Below are 26,134 nucleotides of genomic sequence, written 5' to 3' on the forward strand. Positions count from 1 at the left end.
CCCCCAGCTTTTTTATGGGGGAGGAGGCGGGAGGATGAGAGAACAGCGTCTGAGACCCGGGCCGTACGCCGCGGAGGAATTTCGTGATGCAGCCTGCAAAAATCAGTGGGTTTTTATGTGCGCCAGTACGCAATACTCACATTTATGTAACACAGATCACATAAAGAGCGGGTGGGGCGTAGGGGTAAGGAGGATGGAAAGAGGTTGTCGTATAAAGAAACTAGTAACCGTTAAGCCACCTCTGCAAAATCACCAAACAGGATGGGAACTATGAAAATCAAAACTGGCGCACGCATCCTCGCATTGTCTGCATTAACGACGATGATGTTTTCCGCCTCGGCTCTCGCCAAGATTGAAGAAGGTAAGCTGGTTATCTGGATTAACGGCGACAAAGGCTATAACGGCCTCGCTGAAGTGGGCAAAAAATTCGAGAAAGACACCGGTATCAAAGTCACCATTGAGCACCCGGACAAACTGGAAGAGAAGTTCCCACAGGTTGCCGCGACTGGCGATGGCCCTGACATCATCTTCTGGGCACATGACCGTTTTGGCGGCTACGCTCAGTCTGGCCTGCTGGCTGAAATCACCCCAGATAAAGCGTTCCAGGACAAACTCTATCCGTTCACCTGGGATGCCGTACGCTATAACGGCAAACTGATTGCCTACCCGATTGCGGTTGAAGCGCTGTCGTTGATTTATAACAAAGACCTCGTTCCAAACCCGCCAAAAACCTGGGAAGAAATTCCTGCGCTGGATAAAGAGCTGAAGGCGAAAGGAAAATCCGCGCTGATGTTCAACCTGCAAGAACCGTACTTCACCTGGCCGCTGATTGCCGCCGACGGCGGTTACGCGTTCAAGTTTGAAAACGGCAAGTACGACGTGAAAGACGTGGGCGTGGACAACGCGGGCGCAAAAGCGGGTCTGACCTTCCTGGTTGATCTGATCAAGAACAAACACATGAACGCGGATACCGATTACTCCATCGCCGAAGCGGCCTTTAACAAAGGTGACACCGCGATGACCATCAACGGTCCGTGGGCGTGGTCCAACATCGATAAGAGCAAGGTGAATTACGGCGTTGCCCTGCTGCCAACCTTCAAGGGTAAACCGTCCAAACCGTTCGTGGGCGTTCTGAGCGCAGGTATCAACGCTGCCAGCCCGAACAAAGAACTGGCAAAAGAGTTCCTCGAAAACTACCTGCTGACCGATCAGGGTCTGGATGAAGTGAATAAGGACAAACCGCTGGGCGCGGTTGCACTGAAATCCTTCCAGGATCAGTTAGCGAAAGACCCGCGTATCGCGGCCACCATGGATAACGCCCAGAAAGGCGAGATCATGCCGAACATCCCGCAGATGTCCGCATTCTGGTATGCCGTTCGTACCGCAGTGATCAACGCTGCCAGCGGCCGTCAGACCGTCGATGCCGCGCTGAAAGATGCACAAGGTCGTATCACCAAGTAATACGGTTTCCCTTATTTCTTAGGGAATCAGGTTTATTGAATACGTTGTTACGCGAAATCACTCGCGCTACATCGAGGCGGCAAGGAGGCAAATCCCCAGGAGCTTACATAAGTAAGTGACTGGGGTGAGCTTCCGCAGCCAACAAAGAGGTAGTGCGAAGGATAAAGCGTAAAGAGGATTGATCCCCATGGATGTCATTAAAAAGAAACACTGGTGGCAAAGCGACCGGCTGAAATGGTCAGTGATGGGTCTGCTTGGGCTGCTGGTCGGTTACCTTGTTGTTTTGATGTATGCTCAGGGGGAGTACCTGTTTGCCATCATGACGCTGATTTTAAGCTCTGCTGGCCTGTATATTTTTGCTAACCGTAAAGCCTACGCCTGGCGCTATGTTTACCCAGGCGTTGCAGGGATGGGGCTGTTTGTCCTGTTTCCGCTAATTTGTACTATCGCAATTGCCTTTACCAACTACAGCAGCACCAACCAACTGACCTTTGAACGTGCTCAGGAAGTCCTGATGGACCGTTCTTATCAGGCGGGGAAAACCTACAACTTCGGCCTGTATCCGGCGGGTACGGAGTGGCAACTGGCCCTCACCGACGGAGAAACCGGCAAGAATTATCTCTCCGACGCCTTTAAATTTGGCGGCGAACAGAAACTGCAGTTGAAAGAAGCCGAGGCGCTGCCAGCGGGCGAACGTGCGACGCTGCGTGTCATTACGCAAAATCGCCAGGCGTTAACCCAACTCACCGCCATCCTGCCGGATGAAAGCAAAGTGATTATGAGTTCACTGCGCCAGTTTTCCGGCACGCAGCCACTCTATACGCTCGCTGATGACGGCACGCTTACCAACAGCCAAAGCGGCGTAAAATACCGCGCCAACAACGATATTGGTTATTATCAGGCAATTAACGCTGACGGTAGCTGGGGTAACGAAAAACTCAGCCCAGGCTATACCGTTGCCATCGGTTGGGACAACTTCGCCCGCGTATTTACCGACGAAGGCATTCAGAAACCGTTCTTCGCCATCTTTGTCTGGACGGTGGTCTTCTCCGTTCTGACCGTGATCCTCACCGTGGCCGTGGGGATGGTACTGGCCTGTCTCGTACAGTGGGAGTCTCTCAAAGGCAAAGCGATTTACCGTGTCCTGCTGATTCTGCCGTATGCCGTACCGTCGTTTATTTCGATTCTGATTTTCAAAGGGCTGTTCAACCAGAGCTTCGGTGAAATCAACATGATGCTGAGCGCGCTGTTTGGCATCAAACCGGCCTGGTTCAGCGACCCAACCACCGCGCGTTCGATGATTATTATCGTCAACACCTGGCTTGGTTACCCGTACATGATGATCCTGTGCATGGGTCTGCTTAAAGCGATCCCTGACGACCTGTATGAAGCGTCGGCGATGGATGGTGCAGGTCCGTTCCAGAACTTCTTTAAGATTACGTTGCCACTGCTGATTAAGCCGCTGACGCCGCTGATGATCGCCAGCTTCGCCTTTAACTTTAACAACTTCGTGCTGATTCAACTGTTGACCAACGGTGGTCCAGACCGTCTTGGTACCACCACGCCAGCAGGCTATACCGACCTGCTCGTGAGCTACACCTACCGTATCGCCTTCGAAGGCGGCGGTGGTCAGGACTTCGGTCTGGCGGCGGCGATTGCCACGCTGATCTTCCTGCTGGTCGGTGCGCTGGCCATCGTGAACCTGAAAGCCACGCGTATGAAGTTTGATTAAGGGAGACAACGAACATGGCTATGGTACAACCCAAATCTCAGAAACTGCGTCTCTTAACAACGCACTTGCTGCTGCTGATTTTCATTGCAGCGATCATGTTCCCGCTGCTGATGGTTATCGCTATCTCGCTGCGTGAAGGTAACTTTGCCACCGGCAGCCTGATCCCGGAAAACATCTCCTGGGAACACTGGAAACTGGCGTTGGGCTTTAGCGTTGAGCATGCGGATGGCCGCGTGACGCCGCCGCCGTTCCCGGTGCTGTTATGGCTGTGGAACTCGGTGAAAGTAGCCACCATTACCGCGATCGGTATCGTGACGCTTTCCACCACCTGCGCTTACGCCTTTGCCCGTATGCGCTTCCCGGGCAAAGCAACCCTGCTGAAAGGGATGCTGATATTCCAGATGTTCCCGGCGGTGCTGTCTCTGGTCGCGTTGTATGCTTTGTTTGACCGCCTGGGCCAGTACATTCCGTTTATTGGTCTGAACACTCACGGTGGCGTGATCTTCGCCTATCTCGGCGGTATTGCGCTGCATGTGTGGACGATTAAGGGCTATTTCGAAACCATCGACGGTTCGCTGGAAGAAGCGGCCGCGCTGGATGGCGCAACGCCATGGCAGGCATTCCGCCTGGTGTTGCTGCCGCTTTCCGTTCCGATTCTGGCGGTCGTGTTTATTCTGTCTTTCATTGCCGCGATTACCGAAGTACCGGTCGCATCACTGCTGCTGCGTGATGTGAACAGCTATACCCTTGCGGTAGGTATGCAGCAGTACCTCAATCCACAGAACTATTTGTGGGGCGACTTTGCCGCCGCAGCTGTACTTTCAGCCATTCCGATCACTCTGGTGTTCCTGCTGGCACAGCGCTGGCTGGTCAACGGACTGACGGCGGGTGGTGTGAAAGGTTAAGTTTTACCGAAGTAACTGCCCGGCAACGGGCAATGCCACTGCAACCCTCAACTTATGTTATCCCAACCTGTGACTGTTATTCGGCGCTCTACGGAGCGCCCTTTTTTATGTTATTTTGCATTACGCTTACGATTATTTCCTTTCGTGCTCCCCATCACTGCAAATCAATTTTTCGCCTGAAACTCGACAAATTAAACAGAATTAGTTTGGCGCAGGCGTTATCGCCATCGGCGTGATCAACCTTAGCTTTACCGTATTGGCGATCATGACGGTGGATAAATTTGAAGAACTGTGGGAACCCGCGGCGGAGAAAACCCAACCGGCCTCTGCGCAGTAATTTTTACCCAAAACACGCCGCAGCCCAATTGCGGCGTGTTGTCTTTTACTCTCGCTTCAGCCGTTTGGAATTACACAGCCACAGGGTGATCACCAGCAGCAGGATCGCCGCAGAATAGATCAGCACATCCATCGGCGCTTTATGATCGACAATGATCAGCCGCACAATCGCAGTGATCCCGATATAGACAAAGTAGCGCAGCGGAAAGTGAAAACCTGACTGAAAGTACTTCACAATCAGCGCGATAAATTCAAAGTAGAGAAAGTAAACCACCAGCCCTTCCACCAGTTCATACTTGCTGGTTTGTTCCGGCGCGAACAGCACATCCGCCAGATGCAGCGTTTCTTTCCCGAGGAATACGACCAGGATCAGGCCCAGACTCAGCAACCCCAGATTCAACACGGTCTGTAAAATAGTGGAGATAAACTCCACGCGCGGACGAGATAGCGACGTCATAACAGCACCTCTTACTCAGTGGCAAGGTTCCTGTATAACGCAAAAATGTGACAGAGATCTACATTTTTTGTTTATATTTTGTGCAAGAAAGGTCAGCAGGGAATGATGTATGTCACGACACATTTCACAGGATGAATTATGCAGCTCAGACAATCCGCTGTTCGCAACGTTACCTGCGGTGAGAACGTGGTGATCTATGAACCCGCAAATCTCTACGACTGCACATTAGGGGACAACGTTTTTGTCGGACCATTTGTTGAAATCCAGGGTAATACGCAGATTGGCGCAGACAGCAAAATTCAGTCGCACACCTTCATCTGCGAATATGTCACCCTCGGCGCTCGCTGTTTTATCGGTCACGGCGTGATGTTCGCCAACGATATGTTTCGCGAAGGAAAACCCAATGCCGACCGCAACAGTTGGGGACGTATTACGATTGGCGACGATGTCTCGATCGGCAGCGGAGCGACCATTCTGGCGGTCACTATCTGTGATGGCGTGGTCGTCGGCGCGGGAAGCGTGGTGACCAAATCGATCACCGAGAAAGGCGTGTATGCGGGAAATCCGGCAAAATTATTACGTCGTTTATAGAGCCGGATAAGCGCAGATCCCATCCGGCCATCTATCAGCGGAATTTTTCACTCCTGTCGCTGGTCATGTCGTACAGACCAAACTTACGTCCAAGCTGCTGGCCGCCATCGCGTGTTAACGGCGTCCAGCCAATCGCCGCACGACTGCGGGTTGGGCCTGACGAGAACAGATCCAGCGGCACAGAAACGTACACCCCTTTGGTAAAATCACCCTCTCCGTACTCATCCGGCGAGGCGTCGGTGATGGTCGCATAACCACCCACCACTACGCCGCTGTCAAAGCGTTTCGCCACTTCCAGCGTTCCGCCCTTATCCCCCGCCAGATATTGCCCCACGCTGGCTTTCACCAGTACATCCTGGGCGAACGAAGGATTCCAGTAAGCCGTCAAATGCCCGGTCTTCACGCTGTAGTCGGTGAACTTCATCATGTCCTGCGCGCTACGCCAGTCACGCTGTTTCACGTAGTTGGCATCAACACCAAACGCCCAGTTGCTGTCCAGCGGGCGATACAGCACTTCTGCCCCCGCTCCGCCGTACATGGTTTCCAGATAGCCCCCGTAAACCTGTCCGTAGAACCCGTTTCCGAGTGACTGGAAGTAGTTGGCCTGCAGGTTATTCACGTAGACATCGTTTTGCACATACTCACGCACATGGGTACGCACGCGTGGTAAATGCGAATCCTGCGGCGGGTTGGTGTAGTTAAACTTGTCATAGTTATTGGCGAGGTTGGCGAACAAACTCCCGGTGGTCAGCAGATGATCGGTAACCCACAAATCCGCCGTTCCCATCACGCCCAACTGATACATATAGAAGTTTTCCGGGCCGCCCACCGACTGATTTAGCACCGGATCGATGTGGAAATTGAAGCGTGACTTATCAATATACCAGCCCTGCTCGGTCGTTTTCGGTACCTCGGGTTCGACGCGTTTTTGTGCCAGCTGAGTTTCATGGCCCAACGGCTCGCCTTCCAGATGGCGCTTGAGGCTGGAAACCTCCGTTTCGGTCGTCACCTGCGGCAAGTTAAGGCGGTTTTCCGTAATGCGGATCGTGCGGATCCCATCGGGAAGATCGTTCATCACGATCCGGTTAGCACGCTCGATCCCTTCGCGCGAATCACGGTATTTCACCTGTTCACCCGTCACATACAGCGTATCGCCCTGCACCTGAATTTTAGGATCCGCCAGCCCGGCGTTATATTTCAGTAGCGTTAACTGATTCGCCACCACCGAATGTTGCAGGATGGCATCCTGCGGCTGTGGTTGATATTTCGGGCGGGTATTGTCGTTATAGTTTGGTCGCAGATCGTTAAAGTTAGTCCGCAGCGTGACCCCAAACATCAAGGTGTTCCCGCGCTCATAGCTGAGGTTAACGTCGGCCCAATCGGTGACGCGATAAATAGCGCCGACGTTAAACTTGCTCTTCTGATCCAACTTGCCGGCAAAATCCTGCTGGTAATTATTACCTTCATACTCCAGTTTCAGGCGCAGCGGCTGCCAGGGAGTCTGATACTCTACGCCGCCAAACAGCGACGCCGGGCCGTGGAACATCTGGCTACCGTCAATAGAACCGGCCTGCTTGTAGCTGTTATCGCGATGGCAAAATTTATCACTGTATGAGCAAAACGGATTGCTAACGTTGCCGCTGGTCCCGAGATATCCCCAGCCAAGGCCGAGAGAGAAATCAAACGGGCCCCAGGCTTTGTTCGCCACCACATACTCCGCATCAAACAGGCCGGTTCCGCCGATATCCCGCGCGCCAACCGCCACCTGCGGCATCCAGTAGCTCTCTTCCCACAGGCGAAGTTTGAGATCAAAAGCCTTATCTTTATAAGTCTGATCGCCAGAAAACGACTCCACGCCGCTGTATTTTTTGGTACGCACATCGGTATAGCGCAGGGTGGTTTCCAGCCAGGGGAAGAGTTGTACCGACGCAGAGTAGTAACGGTATTGATCGTTATCGCGGTAGTTAAGGCTCATTTCGCCTTCACGCGCCATGCGTGCGGTTGGGGTTTGCAGCAGTCCCACGCCGCCAAAATCGGACTGGGAAGGTCCAATGGGCGCGGGCCAGGTTTCACCGTGGCAGGCAACGCTTACGCCCAGCGCCAGTAAGCTGAGCAGATAAGTTTTTCTCATTATTCGGGTATCCGCTGGGTCAGGGTGCGAAGAATGTCGGCATTGATTTCATCCGGGGTGCTGCGCCAGACAGCATCAGAGAGCCCGACAAAAATGATGCTGCCGGGCATCGGCTCAACGTGACGTTTGTTCCAGTAGGCGACCGGGACTTTTTGCGTGCGTCCGTCGGGATAGATGACCCAGGCGTAGCTACGATCTGCGCCGCTGAGCCGACGTTGCTCATCGAGATAGCTGGCGATATCGCGCCCGGGTATAAACGGTTGTTTACCCGGATGACTTAGCAGGCCAAACAGCGTTATATCCGTTGGCTGCGGTCCGACCCACAGCGTGTAATTGCCCTGCAACGGCGGGTTGCCTCGCTCACTGACGCGCACAACATCCGGGTCGAGATTAATCTTCTGTCTGCCGGTCACCTTCAGCGCCTGAATTTGCTGGCGCAATGCGTTGATAGCCGCGGCATCGTCACCGCTTTCTTCAGCGCTGAGCATCGCCAGACGAGCCAGTAATGCCTGCTGCTGACGCTCTGCTTCCGTCGTTGCCCGCTCTTCGCTGATAACCGCTCCTGGCCACCAGCTATTACTCAACCGCGGCTGCCCAACCAGGTCGAGCAGATGTTCGGCCCCAGTCAGCGTCTTTGGCTCTTCGCTGGCGGAGGTAAAGACCTTAACGCTACCCGCAGCAAAAACTGACGCTGCGCTCAGGCTCAATAGCAGCGCCACAACGGCTCGTTTCATCATGATTTTGCCGCCTTAATCAGCGTGGTTTTCACCGGGAAGTAACGTGCGCCAAGATACTGTTCCGATTGGCGAATCTGCCCTTCGCTGTCGATCCAGTAGCGGTTATGCCAGCGCGTTTGATCGGTGGTGACTTCTTCGTCAAGGATTCGTACTGGCGTATCTTCGCTACCCACCTTAATGGTGTCAGTGCCATCCCATTCGAAAACCGAGCGGGCGGTGGCATAGCGCACCTGCTGATGTTCGGTCCAGCCCATCGTGCGAGTCCACGTTGCCCCATCAACTATCTGGTTTGGTTTGATGAGCGGATCTGCCGCGAGATTATTCACCTCGATCAGGTTATCCCCGCCGAGATGCGTTTTCACCATGCGCCCAGACTGCGTGACGAGAATGGCCCGATCCTGAGTCACCCATTTCTGCTGTCCGTTTTCCGCGAACGCGAGTACCACAAACAGTTGTGGGCCGCCGTTGAGCTGCATGTACTGGCTGGCGTAGGGCATGTTTTTGATTTCATCGTCCGTCATCTGTACGCCGGGAGTACCAAACACGCTATCCCATAGCGAATGACCCAGCCCTTCGGTGGTGGCTGAGCACGCCTGTAATAACAGGCAAACCATTATCAGCGCTGGTCGCTTCACGACATTTCTCCGCAGCGGCAAAATAACCACACCGAAGTGTGGTTAGAATTAAACGTACCGGTATTACTGGGTACTGGTGGTTGTGGTGGTTGTGGTTCCGGTGTTAGAACCATCGCCGCCACCGGTTGCCGCAAGGGCAACCCCCACCGCAGAACTTACGGTGCTCACGCTGGTTGCGGAGGAACTTCCTGCCGAAACCGACGCGGCAGCCGACCCTGCAGCCTCACCCACCTGAACGGGGGCAGCATAGACAGAAGTCGCCGCAAGCGCAGATATAGCCCAAAGGCCATACAGAACTTTTTTCATCACAAATTCCCTTCATTGTATGAATGGAGATTTACCCAAAAGAATTTCGGGCGAGATCGAGTATACACAAGCCAAAGTGTGCAAATTACGCCAGGCGGGAATTTAGGATAATTAGATAGCAAGAAATAAAATGATTAACGGCAGATAATTAAATCAATAAAATCAAAAAGTTAAAATATAAAAACAGAAACGCAATACCCGGTAATTCTGAAAACATCAGAAACGCGATAACGTAGAATGAATTATTTTAGGATTAAGCTCAATAAAGGTGTAAAGCAAAAACGTAGATATTCGGGCGCCAGATTATAAAAAAGCCGATATTAATATCGGCTTTTTTTATAAGTAATCTGCAAATTCATTCGAATTGCAACAAGGCGGCAAGACCGTTAATCCCCGGGAGCATAGATAGCTATGTGACCGGGGTTAACGAACGCAGCCAACACCGCTGCGGCTCGAAGGAAGAAGCAGATTAACGCCAGGACTTATAACGGTTAATCAAACCGTTAGTTGAGCAATCATGGCTGGTGATTTCTTTATCATCATTCAGCTCTGGCAGAATGCGATTCGCCAGCTGTTTGCCCAGCTCAACGCCCCACTGGTCAAAGGTGAAGATATTCAGGATCGCGCCCTGAGTGAAGATTTTGTGCTCGTACAGTGCAATCAGCGCACCCAGGCTGAACGGTGTGATTTCGCGCAGCAGGATGGAGTTAGTTGGACGGTTACCTTCGAACACTTTGAACGGCACAACGTGGTCAAGCGTTGCCGGATCTTTACCCTGGTCGCGGTATTCCTGCTCAACCACTTCACGAGATTTACCAAAAGCCAGCGCTTCGGTCTGGGCGAAGAAGTTAGACAGCAGTTTCGGATGGTGATCCGACAGCGGGTTGTGGGTGATTGCCGGAGCGATGAAATCGCACGGCACCATTTTGGTACCCTGATGAATCAGCTGGTAGAACGCATGCTGACCGTTAGTACCCGGCTCACCCCAGATGATTGGGCCTGTCTGGTAATCCACCGCATTGCCGTTACGGTCAACGTATTTACCGTTGGATTCCATATTGCCCTGCTGGAAGTAGGCCGCGAAACGGTGCATATACTGGTCGTACGGCAGAATCGCTTCGGTTTCAGCACCGAAGAAATTGTTGTACCAGATACCGATCAGCGCCAGCAGCACCGGCAGGTTTTTCTCCGCCGGAGTGGTGGAGAAGTGTTTGTCCATGGCGTGCGCGCCAGAAAGCAGCTCAACAAAGTTGTCGAAGCCCACAGAAAGGATGATGGACAGACCGATTGCAGACCACAGGGAGTAACGACCGCCAACCCAGTCCCAGAACTCGAACATATTGGCGGTATCAATACCGAACTCGCCAACCGCTTTACCGTTAGTGGAGAGCGCTGCGAAGTGTTTGGCAACGTGCTTGTTGTCGCCAGCGGTCGCCAGGAACCAGTCGCGCGCGCTGTGGGCGTTAGTCATGGTTTCCTGAGTGGTGAAGGTTTTGGAAGCGACCAGGAACAGCGTAGTCTCCGGATTCACTTTCTTCAGCACTTCGGCAATGTGCGTACCATCGACGTTAGACACAAAATGCATGTTCAGGTGATTTTTGTACGGGCGCAGCGCTTCGGTCACCATGAACGGGCCGAGGTCTGAACCGCCGATACCGATGTTCACGACATCAGTAATGGCTTTACCGGTATAGCCTTTCCAGCTTCCGGAGATAATCGCTTCAGAGAAGGATTTCATCTTCTCCAGCACCGCATTCACTTCCGGCATCACATCTTTGCCGTCAACGATGATTGGAGTGTTGCTACGGTTGCGCAGCGCCACGTGCAGCACGGCACGGTCTTCAGTGCGGTTAATTTTCTCACCGGAGAACATGGACTTGATGGCGCCTGCCAAATCGGTCTCTTTCGCCAGATCCTGCAGTTTAGCCAGCGTCTCTTCAGTGATGCGGTTTTTGGAGAAATCCACCAGCATCAGATCGTCAAACGTAGCGGAAAATTTAGCGAAACGATCGCTATCTTTCGCGAACAGATCCGCGATAGTAACGTCTTTCATCTCTTCAAAGTGTTTTTGTAGTGCCTGCCAGGCTGAGGTCTGCGTTGGATTGATGTTTTTCATTAGCAATACTCTTCTGATTTTGAGAATTGTGACTGAGATCGATTGTAACGCCAGTCACAGAAAAGTGTGATTGTTTTAATGCCATCGCCCTTGTATCCATCGAACCAGGGTAAAAAGTATAGATGTTATAAGCGCTGTTACTGAACGGAAACGCAGCATGAAAAATCCGCATAATCCCAGCGTTGACAGTGCAAGCTACACATTTTATTTATAAATACGGTATTTGCATTTGCGCCTGCACCGGTTTTCGTTCTGCCTTATGTGCCATGGTCGCTCTATTCATTCCCTGACACGAGGTAGTTATGACTGATGTAGTTGTCTCCAAGTTTGGCGGTACCAGCGTGGCGGATTTTGATGCCATGAATCGCAGCGCTGATGTGGTGCTTTCTGATGCTAACGTCCGTGTAGTGGTACTTTCCGCTTCCGCTGGAATTACCAACCTGCTGGTCGCACTGGCTGAAGGGCTGGAGCCAACCGAGCGCTTCGAAAAACTCGACGCCATTCGTCAAATTCAGTTCAATATTCTGGAACGCCTGCGTTATCCAAACGTAATTCGTGAAGAGATTGAACGTCTGCTGGAAAACATCACCACGCTGGCAGAAGCGGCGTCACTGGCGACCTCAACCGCCCTGACCGACGAACTGGTCAGCCACGGTGAACTGATGTCTACCCTGTTGTTCGTCGAGATCCTGCGTGAACGCAACGTGCAAGCGCAGTGGTTTGACGTGCGTAAAGTGATGCGCACCAACGATCGTTTTGGTCGCGCAGAACCCGACGTCGCGGCGCTGGCTGAACTGGCAACGCTTCAGTTGGCCCCGCGTCTGAGCGAAGGTCTGGTAATCACTCAGGGTTTTATCGGCAGCGAAGGCAAAGGCCGCACCACCACGTTGGGGCGCGGCGGTAGCGATTATACAGCCGCCCTGCTGGCCGAAGCGCTGCACGCAACGCGCGTCGATATCTGGACCGATGTTCCTGGCATTTACACTACCGATCCGCGCGTTGTTCCTGCAGCGCAGCGTATTGATGAAATCGCCTTTGAAGAGGCCGCGGAAATGGCGACCTTTGGCGCGAAAGTGCTGCACCCGGCAACCCTGTTGCCGGCCGTACGTAGCGATATCCCGGTATTTGTTGGCTCCAGCAAGGATCCAAAAGCAGGCGGTACGCTGGTCTGCAATAAAACCGCGAATCCACCGCTGTTCCGTGCGCTGGCGCTACGCCGTAAGCAGACGCTGCTGACGCTGCATAGCCTGAATATGCTGCACTCTCGCGGCTTTTTAGCAGAAGTGTTCGGCATCCTTGCACGCCACAATATCTCGGTAGATTTAATTACCACATCAGAAGTCAGCGTGGCGCTGACGCTGGATACCACCGGTTCAACCTCCACCGGCGATACGCTGTTAACGCAATCTCTGCTGATGGAACTGTCTGCCCTGTGCCGGGTTGAAGTCGAAGAAGGCCTGGCGCTGGTGGCGTTGATTGGCAACGACCTGTCCAAAGCCTGCGGCGTGGGTAAAGAGGTGTTTGGTGTACTGGAGCCGTTCAACATCCGCATGATTTGCTACGGCGCGTCCAGCCATAACCTGTGCTTCCTGGTGCCCGGTAGCGAAGCTGAACAGGTGGTACAGAAGCTACATCATAATTTGTTTGAATAATATTTCATCACGCGATAAACAATAACTATAGCCGGGCTCGAACCCGGCTTTTTTATAACAACACAACACATTTCAATCGCAAGGAAGATAACATGCTCGCTACTCTCACGCGGCTGTTCCCGTTATGGGCGCTGCTGCTCTCTGTTATTGCGTATTACACGCCCTCCACCTTTACGCCTGTCGGGCCATTCGTACCGGCGTTGCTGATGCTGATCATGTTCGGCATGGGCGTTCACCTGAAGGTGGACGACTTTAAACGCGTACTTTCACGCCCCGCACCGGTCGCAGCGGGTATTTTCCTGCACTATCTGGTGATGCCGCTCGCCGCATGGATTTTGGCGCTGGCATTTAATATGCCGCCGGAACTGTCGGCAGGGATGGTGCTGGTCGGTAGCGTCGCCAGCGGAACCGCATCGAACGTCATGATCTATCTGGCAAAAGGTGATGTGGCACTCTCCGTGACTATTTCATCGGTTTCAACGCTGGTCGGCGTTGTCGCCACGCCGCTGCTGACACGGCTGTATGTCGACGCGCATATCCAGGTGGATGTGATGGGTATGCTGCTGAGTATTCTGCAGATCGTGGTCATTCCGATTGCTTTGGGACTGGTCATTCACCATCTGTTCCCACGCGTCGTAAAAGCCGTGGAACCGTATCTGCCGGCGTTTTCTATGGTGTGCATCCTGGCGATCATCAGCGCCGTCGTGGCGGGTTCCGCCTCGCACATTGCGTCTGTCGGCTTTGTGGTGATTATCGCCGTGATCCTGCATAACACCATAGGCTTGCTCGGCGGCTACTGGGGCGGAAAACTGTTTGGTTTCGACGAGTCAACCTGTCGTACGTTGGCTATTGAAGTGGGCATGCAGAATTCAGGGCTTGCCGCTGCGCTGGGCAAAATCTACTTTGGCCCGCTTGCGGCCCTGCCCGGCGCGTTGTTCTCGGTCTGGCATAACCTTTCCGGTTCGCTGCTGGCAGGTTACTGGTCCGGTAAACCGATTGAAGAAAAAGAACGCCGCTAATTGGCGGCGGCAGGCCGGATAGCGGCTAACACCTTATCCGGCCTACCCAGCCTCTGCACTTTGCCGTACACTGCGAATATCGGCTAACAGAGGGCACCCTTATGGCACTCCCCCGCATTACCCAAAAAGAGATGACCGAGCGCGAACAGCGTGAACTGAAAACGCTGCTCGACCGCGCGCGCATTGCGCATGGTCGACTGCTGACCAACGCTGAGACCAACAGCATCAAGAAAGAGTACATCGATAAACTGATGGCCTTGCGCGAAGCAGAAGCTAAAAAAGCCCGCCAGTTGAAGAAAAAGCAGGCTTATAAACCGGATGCGGAAGCATCATTTTCCTGGTCAGCGAATACGCCAACGCGCGGCAGACGTTAACGCCCTTTCTTCTTACGCCCCGGCGAGGTAAAACGCTTCCCGTTTGCCGCCGGGCGCGATTTCTCTTTCTCAGCCGATTTTTCGATTTTCACCACCGGGCGCTTAATGCCTGCGGTTTTTGGCTTCGCTTTCGCCTTCGGTTTGGCTTCTGAGGACGAGTTCTCAATCAGCTTGAACAGGTCGATCAGTTCGTCATCCGTCAGGTCGCGCCACTCACCCAGCGGCAGGCCGGACAGACCAACGTTCATGATACGTGTACGCTCAAGCTTAGTAACTTCATAGCCAAAGTGCTCGCACATACGACGGATCTGGCGGTTCAGCCCCTGAATCAGCGTGATGCGAAACACAAACGGCGCTTCTTTCTTGACCTTACATTTCTTGGTAACGGTGCCAAGGATTGGCACACCGGCACTCATTCCACGGATAAAGTCATCAGTGACCGGCTTATCTACCGTCACCAGATACTCTTTTTCGTGATCGTTACCGGCACGCAGGATTTTATTCACCAGGTCGCCGTGGTTGGTCAGAAAGATAAGCCCCTGGGAATCTTTGTCCAGACGACCGATTGGGAACACGCGCTTGCTGTGGTTAACGAAATCAACAATGTTGTCGCGTTCGCTGTCTTCAGTGGTGCTGACAATCCCTACCGGCTTGTTCAGCGCGATAAAAACCAGATCTTCCGCTTCACGCGGCTCAATCAACCGACCATTTACTTTTACGACGTCGCCAGGCATCACCTGATCGCCAATGGTGGCGCGTTTACCATTCAGGAAGACATTCCCTTGTTCGATAAAGCGATCCGCCTCGCGGCGCGAGCAGATTCCGCTTTCACTGATGTATTTATTTAATCGGATGGATGAGTCGGGCAGCATAATTTCTCCTTTGACAGCGAAATATACCCTACCTTGCGGGGGATAAAAAAGCAGAGCGTGAAAATGTGCTATCGCATCTGATTACGTAATGCCTGCGGGCTGATACCAAATCGTTTTTGAAAGTGGTAACGCAAAGAGTTTGCGCTGCCGAACCCGGTTTGCTGCGCGATCTGCTCAATACTGATATGGGATGTATTGAGCGCCTGCTGCGCACGGTTTAGCCGTTCATTCATCAGCCAACGTGCGGGAGTAAGCCCCGTTGACTCCTGAAATCGCCGCATCAACGTTCGGGGACTCATACCGACCTGGCTGGCCAGAGCGTCAAGGGTATGCTTCTGCGCGATATTGTTATGTAACCAGTCAAGCAAAAGACCAAAACGCTGGCTTTCCCGACTGCGGGCAACAGGACGCAATTGCTGCTGAGTCTGGCTGCCATCCCTGTGGGGCTGCAGCACCAGGCGACGGGCCACGTTATTGGCAACCTCAAGTCCAAAATCAGTGCGCACCACATGCAAACATAAATCAATCCCTGCCGCACTACCTGCCGAAGTGAGCACGTCGTGGTCACCGACATACAGGACATCTTCCACAACGTTGATGGCGGGAAAGCGTCGCTGGAGTTCACTGACGTAACGCCAGTGCGTCGTCGCCTTACGGTCATCCAGCAAACCTGCCGCAGCCAGAACAAATACACCAGAACAGATAGAGATGACTCGACAACCGCGTTGATGTGCTTCACGAAGCGCATCGCATAATGCTTCTGGGACCGGTGAGCTCACGTCACGCCAGCCAGGAATGACAATAGTGTCTGCTTCTTGCAGCAATTCATATCCACCGTCCACAACGATACGAACCCCGCCAGTTGCCCTTAATTCACCTTGATCAACCGAAGCCACGGCAAAACGATACCAGCCCTCTCCCAGTTCAGGTCGCGGAAGCCCAAAAACTTCCACTGCGACGCCAAACTCGAAAGTACATAACCCGTCATAAGCGAGTGCAACGACCAACGGGCGAGAAGATGTTGTCATGATCCTGGCGGAATCTGTCATGGTCAGAGGGTGTTTCGAGGTTAATTTTTTGATGAGATAAGAGGTAACACAACAGCTGATTTCACCACAAGAGAAAACAACAATATGAGTACCGTAACTGATATTCCAGCCGCTTCATCTGCACAAGCTATCGCCCATTTCCAGCAACGTCTGAATATGGAGACGGATTGTTCTGACGTTCATTCCGCGATGGCTGCTGACGACAAAGATTTTGTGCTTTTACATGTAGTGGGGAGTGCAGAGAGTTTTTCCCGTTGTCATATCCCTGGCGCGATTCATCTTCCCCATCGACTGATAAATACGGAATCCTTGAAAAAATGGCCACAGGACACACTGTTTGTCGTCTATTGCGCTGGCCCACACTGTAACGGGGCCGATCGTGCGGCGCTGAAGTTGGCGCAGCTAGGTCGACCGGTGAAAATAATGATTGGTGGTATTAAGGGCTGGGAGGACGAAGGCCAGGCGTTTGCCACTACGCAATAGGACGCTGTTTCAATAGATTGATCGTTGTTAAGTCCGAACGGGCTTTTCCAACAGGAGGTTGTGGTTAACCCGTTCGGCTTTCCCCCCTTCCAACATCGTGAGCCATATCAGTAAGGCGTTACGCTGATAGTGGTAGCATTAGCGCGGTTTGTAATTTTCTGATTACATGGAGAAATGATGGAACTGCTTTTATTGAGTAACTCGACGCTGCCGGGCAAAGGCTGGATGGAACATGCGCTACCGCTGATTGCTGAGCAGCTGAATGGTCGCCGTACGGCGGTGTTTATTCCGTTCGCTGGCGTGACGCAAACCTGGGATGAATACACGGCGAAAACGGCAGCCATCTTTGCGCCAATGGGCGTCAACGTTACTGGCATTCATACCGTTGCCGATCCGATCGCTGCCATTGAAAACGCAGAGCTGGTGATTGTCGGCGGGGGTAACACCTTCCAGTTACTGAAAGAGAGCCGCGAGCGCGGACTGCTGGCGCCGATTGTGGATGTCGTCAAACGCGGTGCGCTGTACATCGGCTGGAGCGCAGGTTCTAACCTCGCCTGCCAGACCATCCGCACCACCAACGACATGCCGATTGTCGATCCAAAAGGTTTTGATGCCCTGGGTCTGTTCCCGCTGCAGATTAACCCACATTTCACCAATGCGCTTCCGGAAGGCCACAAAGGCGAAACGCGTGAACAGCGTATTCGCGAGCTTCTGGTTGTGGCACCAGAGCTGACGGTAATTGGTTTGCCGGAAGGAAACTGGATTAAGGTGAGTAACGGCCAGGCGGTTCTTGGCGGTCCGAACACTACTTACGTCTTTAAAGCAGGTGAAGACGCGGTTGCCCTCGAAGCAGGTCACTGCTTCTAACCGACGTTGCCGGATAACGGCATAAATGCCTTATCCGGCCAACCGGTCCACCTCACTCAATAATCGTCGCGCTCATCGTCCTCATCCGGCTGTTCCAGCACGCTATAGGCCACGGAACAAAACAGCGAGTTCAGACGCTGCATATCGCCCAGCAGCGCCAGGTGCAAGGAGCTGGTCTCGATGCTCTGCACGTTCTGCTGATGCAGACGGTCAACGTGCGCATGCGAATAACGACGGTTGAGAATACGGAAACGGTGCTTGCTACGGCGCAGACGTCGGGCGCTGGTCACGTCACCAGAGAAGAACACCGACATCGCCAGCTGCAGATTGCTGAGCAGCTGATCGAAGAGCGCATCCAGCTCTTTCAATCCTTCCACGGAGAATGCGCGACGGGCAGCCAGCGACTTATCCGCTATCTCACTGCCCATACGTTCGACAATATCGGAAGCCTGCTCGAGGTTAAGCGACATTTCGATAATCTCCGCCCAACGGCGTGATTCCTCTTCCGCCAGTTCATCCTTTGGCATCCGCGCCAGATAAAGCTTGATTGCCGTGTATAGCACGTTAATGTCGTCCGCCATCCTGCGCAGCTCTTTCTCTTCACGCGGCTCGCCGTGCATCACCTTCTTCAGCCCGTCCATCATCTGCTCCATCGCGTCGCCGATGCGCAGAGCTTCACGAGCGGCATTGGCCAGGGCCAGCGTCGGCGTATCCAGCGCACTGACGTCCAGATGCTTGGGCTTCAGATGCGCATCCAGCTCCGGCTCATCGCGGATGATGCGCTTACAAAAACGCGCCATCGGTTCTGCAAACGGCACCATCGCCACGCAGCGCACCAGGTTGTAGAAGACATGGAAGTAAATAACCAGTTCAGATTTCGGCAGCGGCAGTTCATCCATCAGATTTGCCAACGGATGAACAAACGGCAGGATAATCAGGCTGCCCACCAGCTTAAACAGCAGGCTACCGAGCGCCACACGGCGGGCAGCGGCGTTAGCGGCGCTGTTATTAAGCATCGCCAGCAGGCCAGAGCCGAGGTTGGCGCCAATCACCAGACACAACGCCACCGGGAACGAGATAATGCCTGCCGCGGTCAGCGTTGCCGTCAGCAGCACCGCCGCAAGGCTGGAGTAACTGATAATCGCGAACATAGCGCCGATCAGCGCATCCAGCATAATATCGCCGGTGAGCGAGGCGAAAATAACCTGTACGCCGTTAGCCTGGGTGATCGGTGTTACCGCCTGCACAATCAGTTCCAGCGCCAGTAAAATCAACCCCAGTCCAATACCAACCCGCCCCAGTTGCCCCACACGGGACTGCTTACGTCCGAGAAAGAAGATCACGCCGATAAAAATCAGCAGTGGCGACAGCCAGGAGAGATCGAAGGTCAGGATACGCGCCATCAGCGCGGTCCCGACGTCGGCGCCGAGTACAATCACCAGCGCAGGGGTGAGCGCGACGAGGTCCTGAGCGACAAACGAGGTCACCAGCATGGTGGTGGCGTTGCTGCTTTGCACCAGCGCCGTCACGCCGATACCCGCACAAAAGGCGAGCGGCTTCTTTTCAACGCTACGGCTGAGAACGGTACGCAAACGGGCGCCGAAGACGCGCATCACGCCGGTGCGCACAATATGAGTACCCCAAACCAGCATAGAGACAGCAGAAAGCAGGTGTAACAGAGTTAGCACGGAATCAGGTTCTCCTTATCGTTATATGTTCCTGAGGTTCATAGTGATGACATAACACCTGATGACGCCACGCTTATCAGGCCGACAAAAATGTGCCATCCGGCAAGCAGTACCGATGAACGTTCTTTCAGTATAAGGGTTTAAACGTAATAAAGAGACAAGGCACTCATTGAGTGCCCTGTTTGTTGTAAATAAAGATGACAGTTTTGTGAATCAGTCAGCGTCATAGCCCAGATTAGGCGCTAACCAACGTTCGACTTCCGCCACGCTCATGCCTTTACGGAAGGCGTAATCTTCAACCTGATCGCGCTGGATTTGCGCCACGGCGTAGTACTTGCTGTCTGGATGACTGAAATACCAGCCGGAAACCGACGCACCTGGCCACATCGCGAAGGATTCGGTGAGCTTCATCCCGGTGTGCGCTTCTACATCCAGCAGTTCCCAGATGGTGGCCTTTTCGGTGTGTTCCGGGCAAGCCGGATAGCCCGGTGCCGGGCGAATTCCCTGGTAGTTTTCGCGGATCAGCTCCTCGTTACTGAGGTTCTCATTCGCCGCATAGCCCCAGTAGACTTTACGCACGCGCTCGTGCAGATATTCCGCGAACGCTTCCGCCAGGCGGTCGGCGATCGCTTTCACCATGATCTTGTTGTAGTCGTCATGCTGGGCTTCGAAGGCGTCCGCCAGCGCATCTTCCTCCAGACCGCCGGTAACTGCGAAAGCACCGATGTAATCCGCTTTGCCGCTCAGTTTCGGCGCAACAAAGTCAGACAGGCAGTAGTTGGCGAAACCGACTTTTTCCGTCTGCTGGCGCAGGTGATGACTGACGTTGATGACGTGCGTACGCGTCTCGTCACGGTAAATCTCGATGTCGTCCCCCACGCGGTTAGCCGGGAACAAGCCCACCACGCCGCGGGGATTCAGGGTCTTCTCAGCGCTGAGTTTATCCAGCATGTCATTGGCGTCTTTGAACAGACGTTTCGCCTCTTCTCCCACCACCTCATCTTCGAGGATGCGCGGGTATTTCCCGGCCAGCGACCAGGTCATAAAGAACGGCGTCCAGTCGATGTAGTTGCGCAGCGTTTCGATACTGGTTTCAACGCTCTGTACGCCGAGGCGGTGCGCCACCGGCGGCGTGTAGTTTTCCCAGTCGAAGGCCAGATCGTTGTCGCGGGCAGCCTGTAACGTTACTGGTGGGGTCCGCGGTTTCTTACGCGCATGCTGGATACGCACGGTTTCGTACTCTTTACGCGTACGGGCGACAAAGTCATCGCGCTGAGTGTCAGAGAGGAGTGCGGCAACTACGCCAACGGTACGCGAGGCGTTCTGCACATAAACCGTCGGGCCACTGTAGTTCTGCTCGATTTTCACCGCCGTGTGCGCTTTTGAGGTGGTCGCGCCGCCAATCAGCAACGGAATAGTGAACCCCTGACGCTCCATCTCTTTCGCCACGTTGACCATTTCGTCCAGCGACGGGGTAATCAGCCCGGAAAGACCAATCAGATCGGCATTCACTTCACGTGCCGTTCTGAGGATTTTCTCCGCTGGCACCATCACGCCAAGATCGACGATTTCGTAGTTGTTACATTGCAGCACCACACCAACGATGTTTTTGCCGATATCGTGCACATCGCCTTTCACGGTAGCAATGACCATCTTGCCGTTGCTGGAGCCTTTCTCTTTGCTGGCCTCAATGTACGGTTCGAGGTAGGCCACCGCCTGCTTCATCACGCGGGCGGATTTCACCACCTGCGGCAGGAACATTTTTCCCTCGCCAAACAGATCGCCAACCACGTTCATCCCGTCCATCAGCGGCCCTTCAATCACCTCGATCGGACGCGCGGCCTGCTGGCGAGCTTCTTCAGTATCCTGCTCAATAAATTCGGTAATGCCTTTCACCAGCGAATATTCGAGGCGCTTTTTCACGTCCCAACTGCGCCATTCCGCCATCTGGGCATTGGCAGTGTCATCAGTTTTGCTACCGCGATATTTCTCAGCCAGTTCCAGCAGACGCTCGGTGCCATCGTCACGACGGTTGAGGATCACATCTTCAACCGCATCGCGCAGCTCGGCGGGCAGGTCGTCGTAGATCGCCAGTTGTCCGGCGTTGACGATCCCCATGTCCATGCCGTTGCGAATGGCGTAGTAAAGGAATACCGCGTGAATGGCTTCACGAACCGGGTCGTTACCACGGAAGGAGAACGACACGTTGGAGACGCCACCGGAGATCAGCGCGTGCGGTAGTTCGCGTTTGATGTCCTCACAGGCGCCGATAAAGTCCTGGGCGTAGTTGTTGTGCTCATCAATCCCGGTCGCGACCGCAAAGATGTTCGGGTCGAAGATGATGTCTTCCGGCGGGAAGCCTACCTCTTCGGTAAGAATGTTGTACGCCCGCCGGCAAATCTCAATTTTACGCGCGCGGGTGTCGGCCTGCCCCTGCTCGTCAAAGGCCATCACCACCACTGCGGCACCGTAGCGTCGCAGCAACTTCGCGTGGTGGATAAAGGTCTCAACCCCCTCTTTCATCGAGATGGAGTTAACGATGCCTTTACCCTGAATGCACTTCAGCCCTTTTTCGATGACGTCCCATTTCGAGGAGTCGATCATAATCGGCACTCGGGCGATATCCGGCTCACCGGCGATAAGGTTGAGAAAACGCACCATCGCCGCTTCGGCGTCGAGCATCCCCTCATCCATGTTGATATCGATAATCTGTGCGCCGCTTTCCACCTGCTGACGGGCGACATCCAGCGCTTCGTTGTATTTCTCTTCTTTGATCAGTCGCTTAAATTTCGCCGAACCGGTGACGTTGGTACGCTCGCCGACGTTCACAAACAGGCTATCGTCGCCAATATTCAACGGTTCAAGGCCAGACAGACGGCAGGCTACCGGGATTTCCGGCAAGCGGCGCGGCGGCAAGCCTTCCACTGCGCGGCTCATCGCGGCGATGTGTTCCGGCGTGGTGCCGCAGCAGCCGCCGACCACGTTGAGGAAGCCCGCTTGCGCCCACTCGCGTATTTGCGCCGCCATAGTGTCTGCATCAAGATCGTATTCGCCAAAGGCGTTCGGCAACCCGGCGTTCGGGTGCGCGGTAACGTAGCATTCGGCAATGCGCGACAGCTCCTGCACGTACTGGCGCAACTCGTCAGGGCCTAAGGCGCAGTTCAGACCGAAGGTCAGCGCATCGGCGTGGCGCAGTGAGTTATAGAACGCTTCCGTTGTCTGACCGGAGAGCGTACGCCCGGAAGCATCGGTGATGGTGCCGGAGAGCATAATCGGCAACTCAACGCCCAGCGCTTCGAACTCGGTTTTAACCGCGAAAATAGCGGCTTTGGCGTTCAGGGTATCGAAGACGGTTTCAATCAGGATCAGGTCGCTGCCACCTTCCACCAGCGCTTTGGTGGATTCACGGTAGGCGGCCACCAGCTGATCAAAGGTAATATTGCGGTAAGCCGGGTCGTTGACGTCAGGCGAGATAGACGCCGTACGGTTGGTTGGGCCAAGCACGCCCGCGACATAGCGCGGTTTTTCCGGTGTGCGTGCCGTCCATTCGTCTGCCGCCGCGCGCGCCAGTTTGGCTGCTGCAAAGTTGATTTCCGCCGACAGGGATTCCATCTGGTAATCCGCCATGGCGATCGTCGTGGAGTTAAAGGTGTTGGTTTCGATGATATCCGCGCCCGCCTCAAAATAGGCGTTATGGATGGCGGCGATCACCTCAGGTTTGCTGAGCACCAACAGGTCGTTATTGCCTTTCAGATCGCACGGCCAGTCGGCAAAGCGTTCGCCGCGGAAATCCTCTTCGCTCAGACGATATCCCTGGATCATGGTGCCCATACCGCCGTCCAGCACCAGAATACGTTCATTTAACTGCTGACGTAATTGTTCAACTTTGCTGCTCACACTCGCTCCCGACAACGCTCAACCAGACCGAAAAAAACTCAACAGACCATACTGGCACAAACCTGAGAGGTGGAAAAGAGAACAACGGCCAACATGAGACATGTTCAGCTTCACTCATCCGATCAGTACAGGAATTCTTGCATTATAATTGAATAAAACGAAAATGATTTCCACGATACAGAAAAGGAGTCCGCCATGGTTGCCACAATCCCCGCGAAACGCGGTAGAAAACCCGCCGCAGCTACTACGCCTGCAACCGGGCAGGTTCAGTCTCTGACCCGCGGCCTGAAGCTACTGGAGTGGATTGCAGAATCCAACGGCAGCGTGGCACTAACCGAGCTGGCACAGCAGGCCGGTTTGCCAAACTCCACGACTCACCGTTTGTTGACCACCATGCAGCAGCAAGGATTTGTCCGTCAGGTGGGTGAATTAGGCCACTGGGCCGTGGGCGCGCATGCGTTTATCGTCGGCAGCAGCTTTTTGCAAAGCCGTAATTTGCTGGCGATTGTCCACCCGATCCTGCGCAAGCTGATGGAAGACTCCGGTGAGACGGTAAACCTGGCCGTATTAGATCAAAGCGACCATCAGGCCATTATTATCGACCAGGTGCAGTGTACCCAGCTGATGCGCATGTCCGCGCCTATCGGCGGCAAACTGCCGATGCACGCCTCCGGTGCGGGTAAGGCGTTTTTATCCCAACTGAGTGAAGAACAGGTGACTGGCCTGCTGCACCGTAAAGGGCTGCACGCATACACCCACGCCACGCTGGTGTCGCCGGTGCATCTGAAAGAGGATTTAGCCCAAACGCGCAAGCGCGGCTACTCTTTTGATGATGAGGAGCATGCGCTGGGTCTGCGCTGCGTGGCGTCGTGCATTTATGATGAACACCGCGAGCCGTTTGCCGCTATTTCCATCTCCGGACCCATTTCGCGCATTACCGACGATCGAGTGACCGAGTTTGGCGCCATGGCGATCAAAGCGGCGAAAGAAGTCACGCTGGCATACGGCGGATTTCGTTAAGAAAGGGTTGCCGGACATCAAGCCGCAAATCTGATGCAAAACCGCTGTTTGCGCCGGTAGGCGTAAACATCTTCCACGTGTCCTTCACGGATCCGCGTTTGCAGACCTCGCCAGTAGTCGGCACTGAACAGGTCAGCATGCATCTCTTCAAATAGCGGCCCGATACGTGGGTCAGCGCATAGCCAGTGACGAAACTCTTCCGGGAAGACATCCCCCGGCGATACGCTATACCACGGTTCAGCGCTCATCTCATCTTCCGGGTAGCGCGGCGGCGGGATATGGCGGAAATTCACCTCCGTCATGTAGCAAATTTCATCGTAGTCGTAGAACACCACGCGCCCGTGGCGAGTCACGCCGAAGTTCTTAAACAGCATATCGCCGGGGAAAATATTGGCGGCGGCCAGCTGACGAATAGCATTGCCGTACTCTTCAATAGCATCGCGCAGTTGCTGGCCTTCGACCTGCTCCAGCCAGATATTCAGCGGCACCATCCGTCGTTCGATATACAAATGGCGAATGACAATCTGCTCGCCGAGATCGGTAATTTTTTCCGGGGCTTCCTGTAGCAACAGCGCCATCAGCGACGGATCGATTTGCCGTTTATCCAGCACAAAGTTCTCGAACTCCTGAGTGTCAGCCATCCGTCCGACACGATCGTGCTCCTTGACCAGTTGATAACAGGCGCGGACGTGGGCGGCCGACATCTCTTTTTGCGGCGCAAATTTGTCTTTGATGACTTTAAAGACGCGGTCGAAGCCCGGCAGGGTAAATACCAGCATCACCATGCCGCGGATCCCCGGCGCTTCGATAAATTGCTCATCACAATGGGCAAGATAGAGCAGATATTCGCGGTAACTTTCGGTCTTCGCATGTTTCTGACAGCCGATCGCCATATACAATTCAGCGGTGGTTTTACCGGGCAGGATCTCGCGCAGCCACTCCACTAACGCGGCGGGCAGCGGGGCGTAAACCATAAAATACGAGCGGGCGAAGCCAAACACGATACTGGCCTCCGCCGTCGTGGTCAGGCAGGTATCGACAAACAGTTCACCCTCGTCAGTACGGTGAATTGGCAGTAAAAACGGCAGCGTCCCGGAAGGGGTAATCAACTTCCCGACCAGCCAGGCGGCCTTGTTGCGATAAAACAGTTCGTTCGCCACCTGCAAATGACTGCGCTGCAACACATCCGCCCCCAGCGTTTCGGTCAGGTGTTCGATGATGTAGTGGATATCCCGATGTCTGTTCTGCCATGGCAGACGCAAGGGCAGATCGCTGAGGACGCGCGTAAGCAGCCACTCCCAGCCGGTATCGGGAAAAAAGTCTTTCGCCAACGGGCGTGGGATCGTGCGAAAACGGCGCTCTGGCTGAGAGCTGAAAATAAACAGTCGCTCGGGAGTCAGCGAGCGGTGGTCAAATAACCGGCAATAGACGGAGTTAAAGAAACTCTCCGCAATCTCGAAGCGTGGATAATCTGGCAATAGCCGGGTGTAATGCTCTTTCACGCGAAGTAAAAAATCCGCGTCGGTACTTTTGCCATCAGTAATGCAGCGCAGTTGCTCCACCACCAGACCCACATGATGATCGTAAAGGTGGATACGGCTTTTCATCGCCTGCTGAACCGCGTGCCAGTCGGCATGTTCAAAACGCTGCTGCGCGCCGGAGGTCACTTCCAGAAAACGCCCGTACTGGGCGTCGAAACCTTGCAAAATCGTCTGAGCAATCAGTAATTCCAGGCCACGCGTCATCAATTTCTCCCATCCGGCACAATGTCATGCCGGATGGCGCGTTCGCTTATCCGGCCTACAT

At 54.1% G+C, this 26,134-nt stretch carries 21 protein-coding genes; 10 read left to right on the forward strand and 11 right to left on the reverse strand.

What is annotated here, in order from left to right; translation table 11 throughout:
• Positions 1–270 precede the first annotated feature (270 nt).
• From malE to malG, 3 genes are all read left to right on the forward strand, one after another.
• The gene (gene malE, locus HV302_RS23805; protein ID WP_016155342.1) at positions 271–1,461 is read left to right on the forward strand and encodes a maltose/maltodextrin ABC transporter substrate-binding protein MalE; all 1,191 of its coding nucleotides are present in this window, start codon (positions 271–273) and stop codon (positions 1,459–1,461) included.
• A 187-nt stretch (positions 1,462–1,648) separates the two neighbouring features.
• Positions 1,649–3,193 carry a maltose ABC transporter permease MalF gene (gene malF, locus HV302_RS23810; protein WP_019077872.1) on the forward strand — a complete coding sequence of 515 codons (1,545 nt, stop codon included), beginning with the start codon at positions 1,649–1,651 and terminating at the stop codon, positions 3,191–3,193.
• A 14-nt stretch (positions 3,194–3,207) separates the two neighbouring features.
• Complete coding sequence (gene malG, locus HV302_RS23815; RefSeq protein ID WP_016155340.1) at positions 3,208–4,098, forward strand: maltose ABC transporter permease MalG; 891 nt, start codon at positions 3,208–3,210, stop codon at positions 4,096–4,098.
• Between the two features lie 382 nt (positions 4,099–4,480).
• Here malG and psiE read toward each other — a convergent pair whose 3' ends face one another.
• Entirely contained in the window at positions 4,481–4,891 is a 411-nt protein-coding gene (psiE, locus tag HV302_RS23820; RefSeq protein WP_003031674.1) for a phosphate-starvation-inducible protein PsiE, read from the reverse strand.
• 138 nt (positions 4,892–5,029) lie between these two features.
• Here psiE and HV302_RS23825 point away from each other — a divergent pair, with 138 nt between their 5' ends.
• Positions 5,030–5,482 (forward strand): acyltransferase, encoded by a 453-nt coding sequence (locus HV302_RS23825; protein ID WP_016155439.1) that lies wholly within the window; start codon positions 5,030–5,032, stop codon positions 5,480–5,482.
• Positions 5,483–5,516: 34 nt separating this feature from the next.
• Here HV302_RS23825 and HV302_RS23830 read toward each other — a convergent pair whose 3' ends face one another.
• The 5 genes from HV302_RS23830 to pgi form a co-directional block, all read right to left on the reverse strand.
• Positions 5,517–7,613 carry a YjbH domain-containing protein gene (locus tag HV302_RS23830; RefSeq protein WP_075848856.1) on the reverse strand — a complete coding sequence of 699 codons (2,097 nt, stop codon included), beginning with the start codon at positions 7,611–7,613 and terminating at the stop codon, positions 5,517–5,519.
• Positions 7,613–8,350, reverse strand: a complete 738-nt coding sequence (locus HV302_RS23835) for a capsule biosynthesis GfcC family protein (RefSeq protein WP_016155437.1) — start codon at positions 8,348–8,350, stop codon at positions 7,613–7,615. Before HV302_RS23835 ends, HV302_RS23830 begins: the two co-directional genes overlap by 1 nt.
• Positions 8,347–8,985 carry a YjbF family lipoprotein gene (locus HV302_RS23840; RefSeq protein WP_046275310.1) on the reverse strand — a complete coding sequence of 213 codons (639 nt, stop codon included), beginning with the start codon at positions 8,983–8,985 and terminating at the stop codon, positions 8,347–8,349. Before HV302_RS23840 ends, HV302_RS23835 begins: the two co-directional genes overlap by 4 nt.
• A 63-nt stretch (positions 8,986–9,048) precedes the next feature.
• Positions 9,049–9,291 (reverse strand): exopolysaccharide production protein YjbE, encoded by a 243-nt coding sequence (gene yjbE / locus HV302_RS23845; RefSeq protein WP_003826562.1) that lies wholly within the window; start codon positions 9,289–9,291, stop codon positions 9,049–9,051.
• A 469-nt stretch (positions 9,292–9,760) separates the two neighbouring features.
• Positions 9,761–11,407, reverse strand: a complete 1,647-nt coding sequence (pgi, locus tag HV302_RS23850; protein WP_016155434.1) for a glucose-6-phosphate isomerase — start codon at positions 11,405–11,407, stop codon at positions 9,761–9,763.
• Positions 11,408–11,709: 302 nt separating this feature from the next.
• On the opposite strand from pgi, the gene lysC reads away from it, so the two are divergent.
• The 3 genes from lysC (at position 11,710) to HV302_RS23865 (ending at position 14,452) form a co-directional block, all read left to right on the forward strand.
• Complete coding sequence (lysC, locus tag HV302_RS23855) at positions 11,710–13,059, forward strand: lysine-sensitive aspartokinase 3 (RefSeq protein ID WP_016155333.1); 1,350 nt, start codon at positions 11,710–11,712, stop codon at positions 13,057–13,059.
• Positions 13,060–13,151: 92 nt separating this feature from the next.
• On the forward strand, positions 13,152–14,078 hold the full coding sequence (gene panS, locus HV302_RS23860) for a ketopantoate/pantoate/pantothenate transporter PanS (RefSeq protein ID WP_181626656.1): 927 nt from the start codon (positions 13,152–13,154) through the stop codon (positions 14,076–14,078).
• A gap of 101 nt (positions 14,079–14,179) precedes the next feature.
• The gene (locus HV302_RS23865) at positions 14,180–14,452 is read left to right on the forward strand and encodes a DUF3811 domain-containing protein (RefSeq protein WP_003826541.1); all 273 of its coding nucleotides are present in this window, start codon (positions 14,180–14,182) and stop codon (positions 14,450–14,452) included.
• Here HV302_RS23865 and rluF read toward each other — a convergent pair.
• Positions 14,449–15,324 (reverse strand): 23S rRNA pseudouridine(2604) synthase RluF, encoded by an 876-nt coding sequence (gene rluF / locus HV302_RS23870; protein ID WP_016155331.1) that lies wholly within the window; start codon positions 15,322–15,324, stop codon positions 14,449–14,451. The two genes, HV302_RS23865 and rluF, sit on opposite strands and share 4 nt — an antisense overlap.
• A gap of 68 nt (positions 15,325–15,392) precedes the next feature.
• Entirely contained in the window at positions 15,393–16,373 is a 981-nt protein-coding gene (ftrA, locus tag HV302_RS23875; RefSeq protein WP_181626657.1) for a transcriptional regulator FtrA, read from the reverse strand.
• Between the two features lie 84 nt (positions 16,374–16,457).
• Here ftrA and HV302_RS23880 point away from each other — a divergent pair, with 84 nt between their 5' ends.
• Both HV302_RS23880 and pepE read left to right on the forward strand, forming a co-directional pair.
• Positions 16,458–16,856, forward strand: a complete 399-nt coding sequence (locus tag HV302_RS23880) for a rhodanese-like domain-containing protein (protein WP_181626658.1) — start codon at positions 16,458–16,460, stop codon at positions 16,854–16,856.
• A 177-nt stretch (positions 16,857–17,033) separates the two neighbouring features.
• Positions 17,034–17,723: a dipeptidase PepE gene (gene pepE, locus HV302_RS23885; protein ID WP_016155430.1), complete on the forward strand. Its 690-nt coding sequence runs from the start codon at positions 17,034–17,036 to the stop codon at positions 17,721–17,723.
• Between the two features lie 56 nt (positions 17,724–17,779).
• On the opposite strand, the gene HV302_RS23890 is transcribed toward pepE, so the two are convergent.
• Positions 17,780–19,411, reverse strand: coding sequence for a Na/Pi cotransporter family protein (locus HV302_RS23890; RefSeq protein WP_016155327.1), 1,632 nt, complete (start codon positions 19,409–19,411; stop codon positions 17,780–17,782).
• Between the two features lie 213 nt (positions 19,412–19,624).
• Positions 19,625–23,308 carry a methionine synthase gene (metH, locus tag HV302_RS23895; protein WP_181626659.1) on the reverse strand — a complete coding sequence of 1,228 codons (3,684 nt, stop codon included), beginning with the start codon at positions 23,306–23,308 and terminating at the stop codon, positions 19,625–19,627.
• 195 nt (positions 23,309–23,503) lie between these two features.
• Here metH and iclR point away from each other — a divergent pair, with 195 nt between their 5' ends.
• On the forward strand, positions 23,504–24,328 hold the full coding sequence (iclR, locus tag HV302_RS23900) for a glyoxylate bypass operon transcriptional repressor IclR (protein WP_047357748.1): 825 nt from the start codon (positions 23,504–23,506) through the stop codon (positions 24,326–24,328).
• Between the two features lie 17 nt (positions 24,329–24,345).
• Here the strand turns inward: iclR and aceK are convergent, their stop codons facing one another.
• Positions 24,346–26,073 carry a bifunctional isocitrate dehydrogenase kinase/phosphatase gene (gene aceK / locus HV302_RS23905; RefSeq protein WP_016155427.1) on the reverse strand — a complete coding sequence of 576 codons (1,728 nt, stop codon included), beginning with the start codon at positions 26,071–26,073 and terminating at the stop codon, positions 24,346–24,348.
• Positions 26,074–26,134 lie beyond the last annotated feature (61 nt).

The organism is Citrobacter sp. RHBSTW-00859, assembly GCF_013729795.1.
In the GTDB taxonomy this organism is placed as follows: domain Bacteria; phylum Pseudomonadota; class Gammaproteobacteria; order Enterobacterales; family Enterobacteriaceae; genus Citrobacter; species Citrobacter braakii.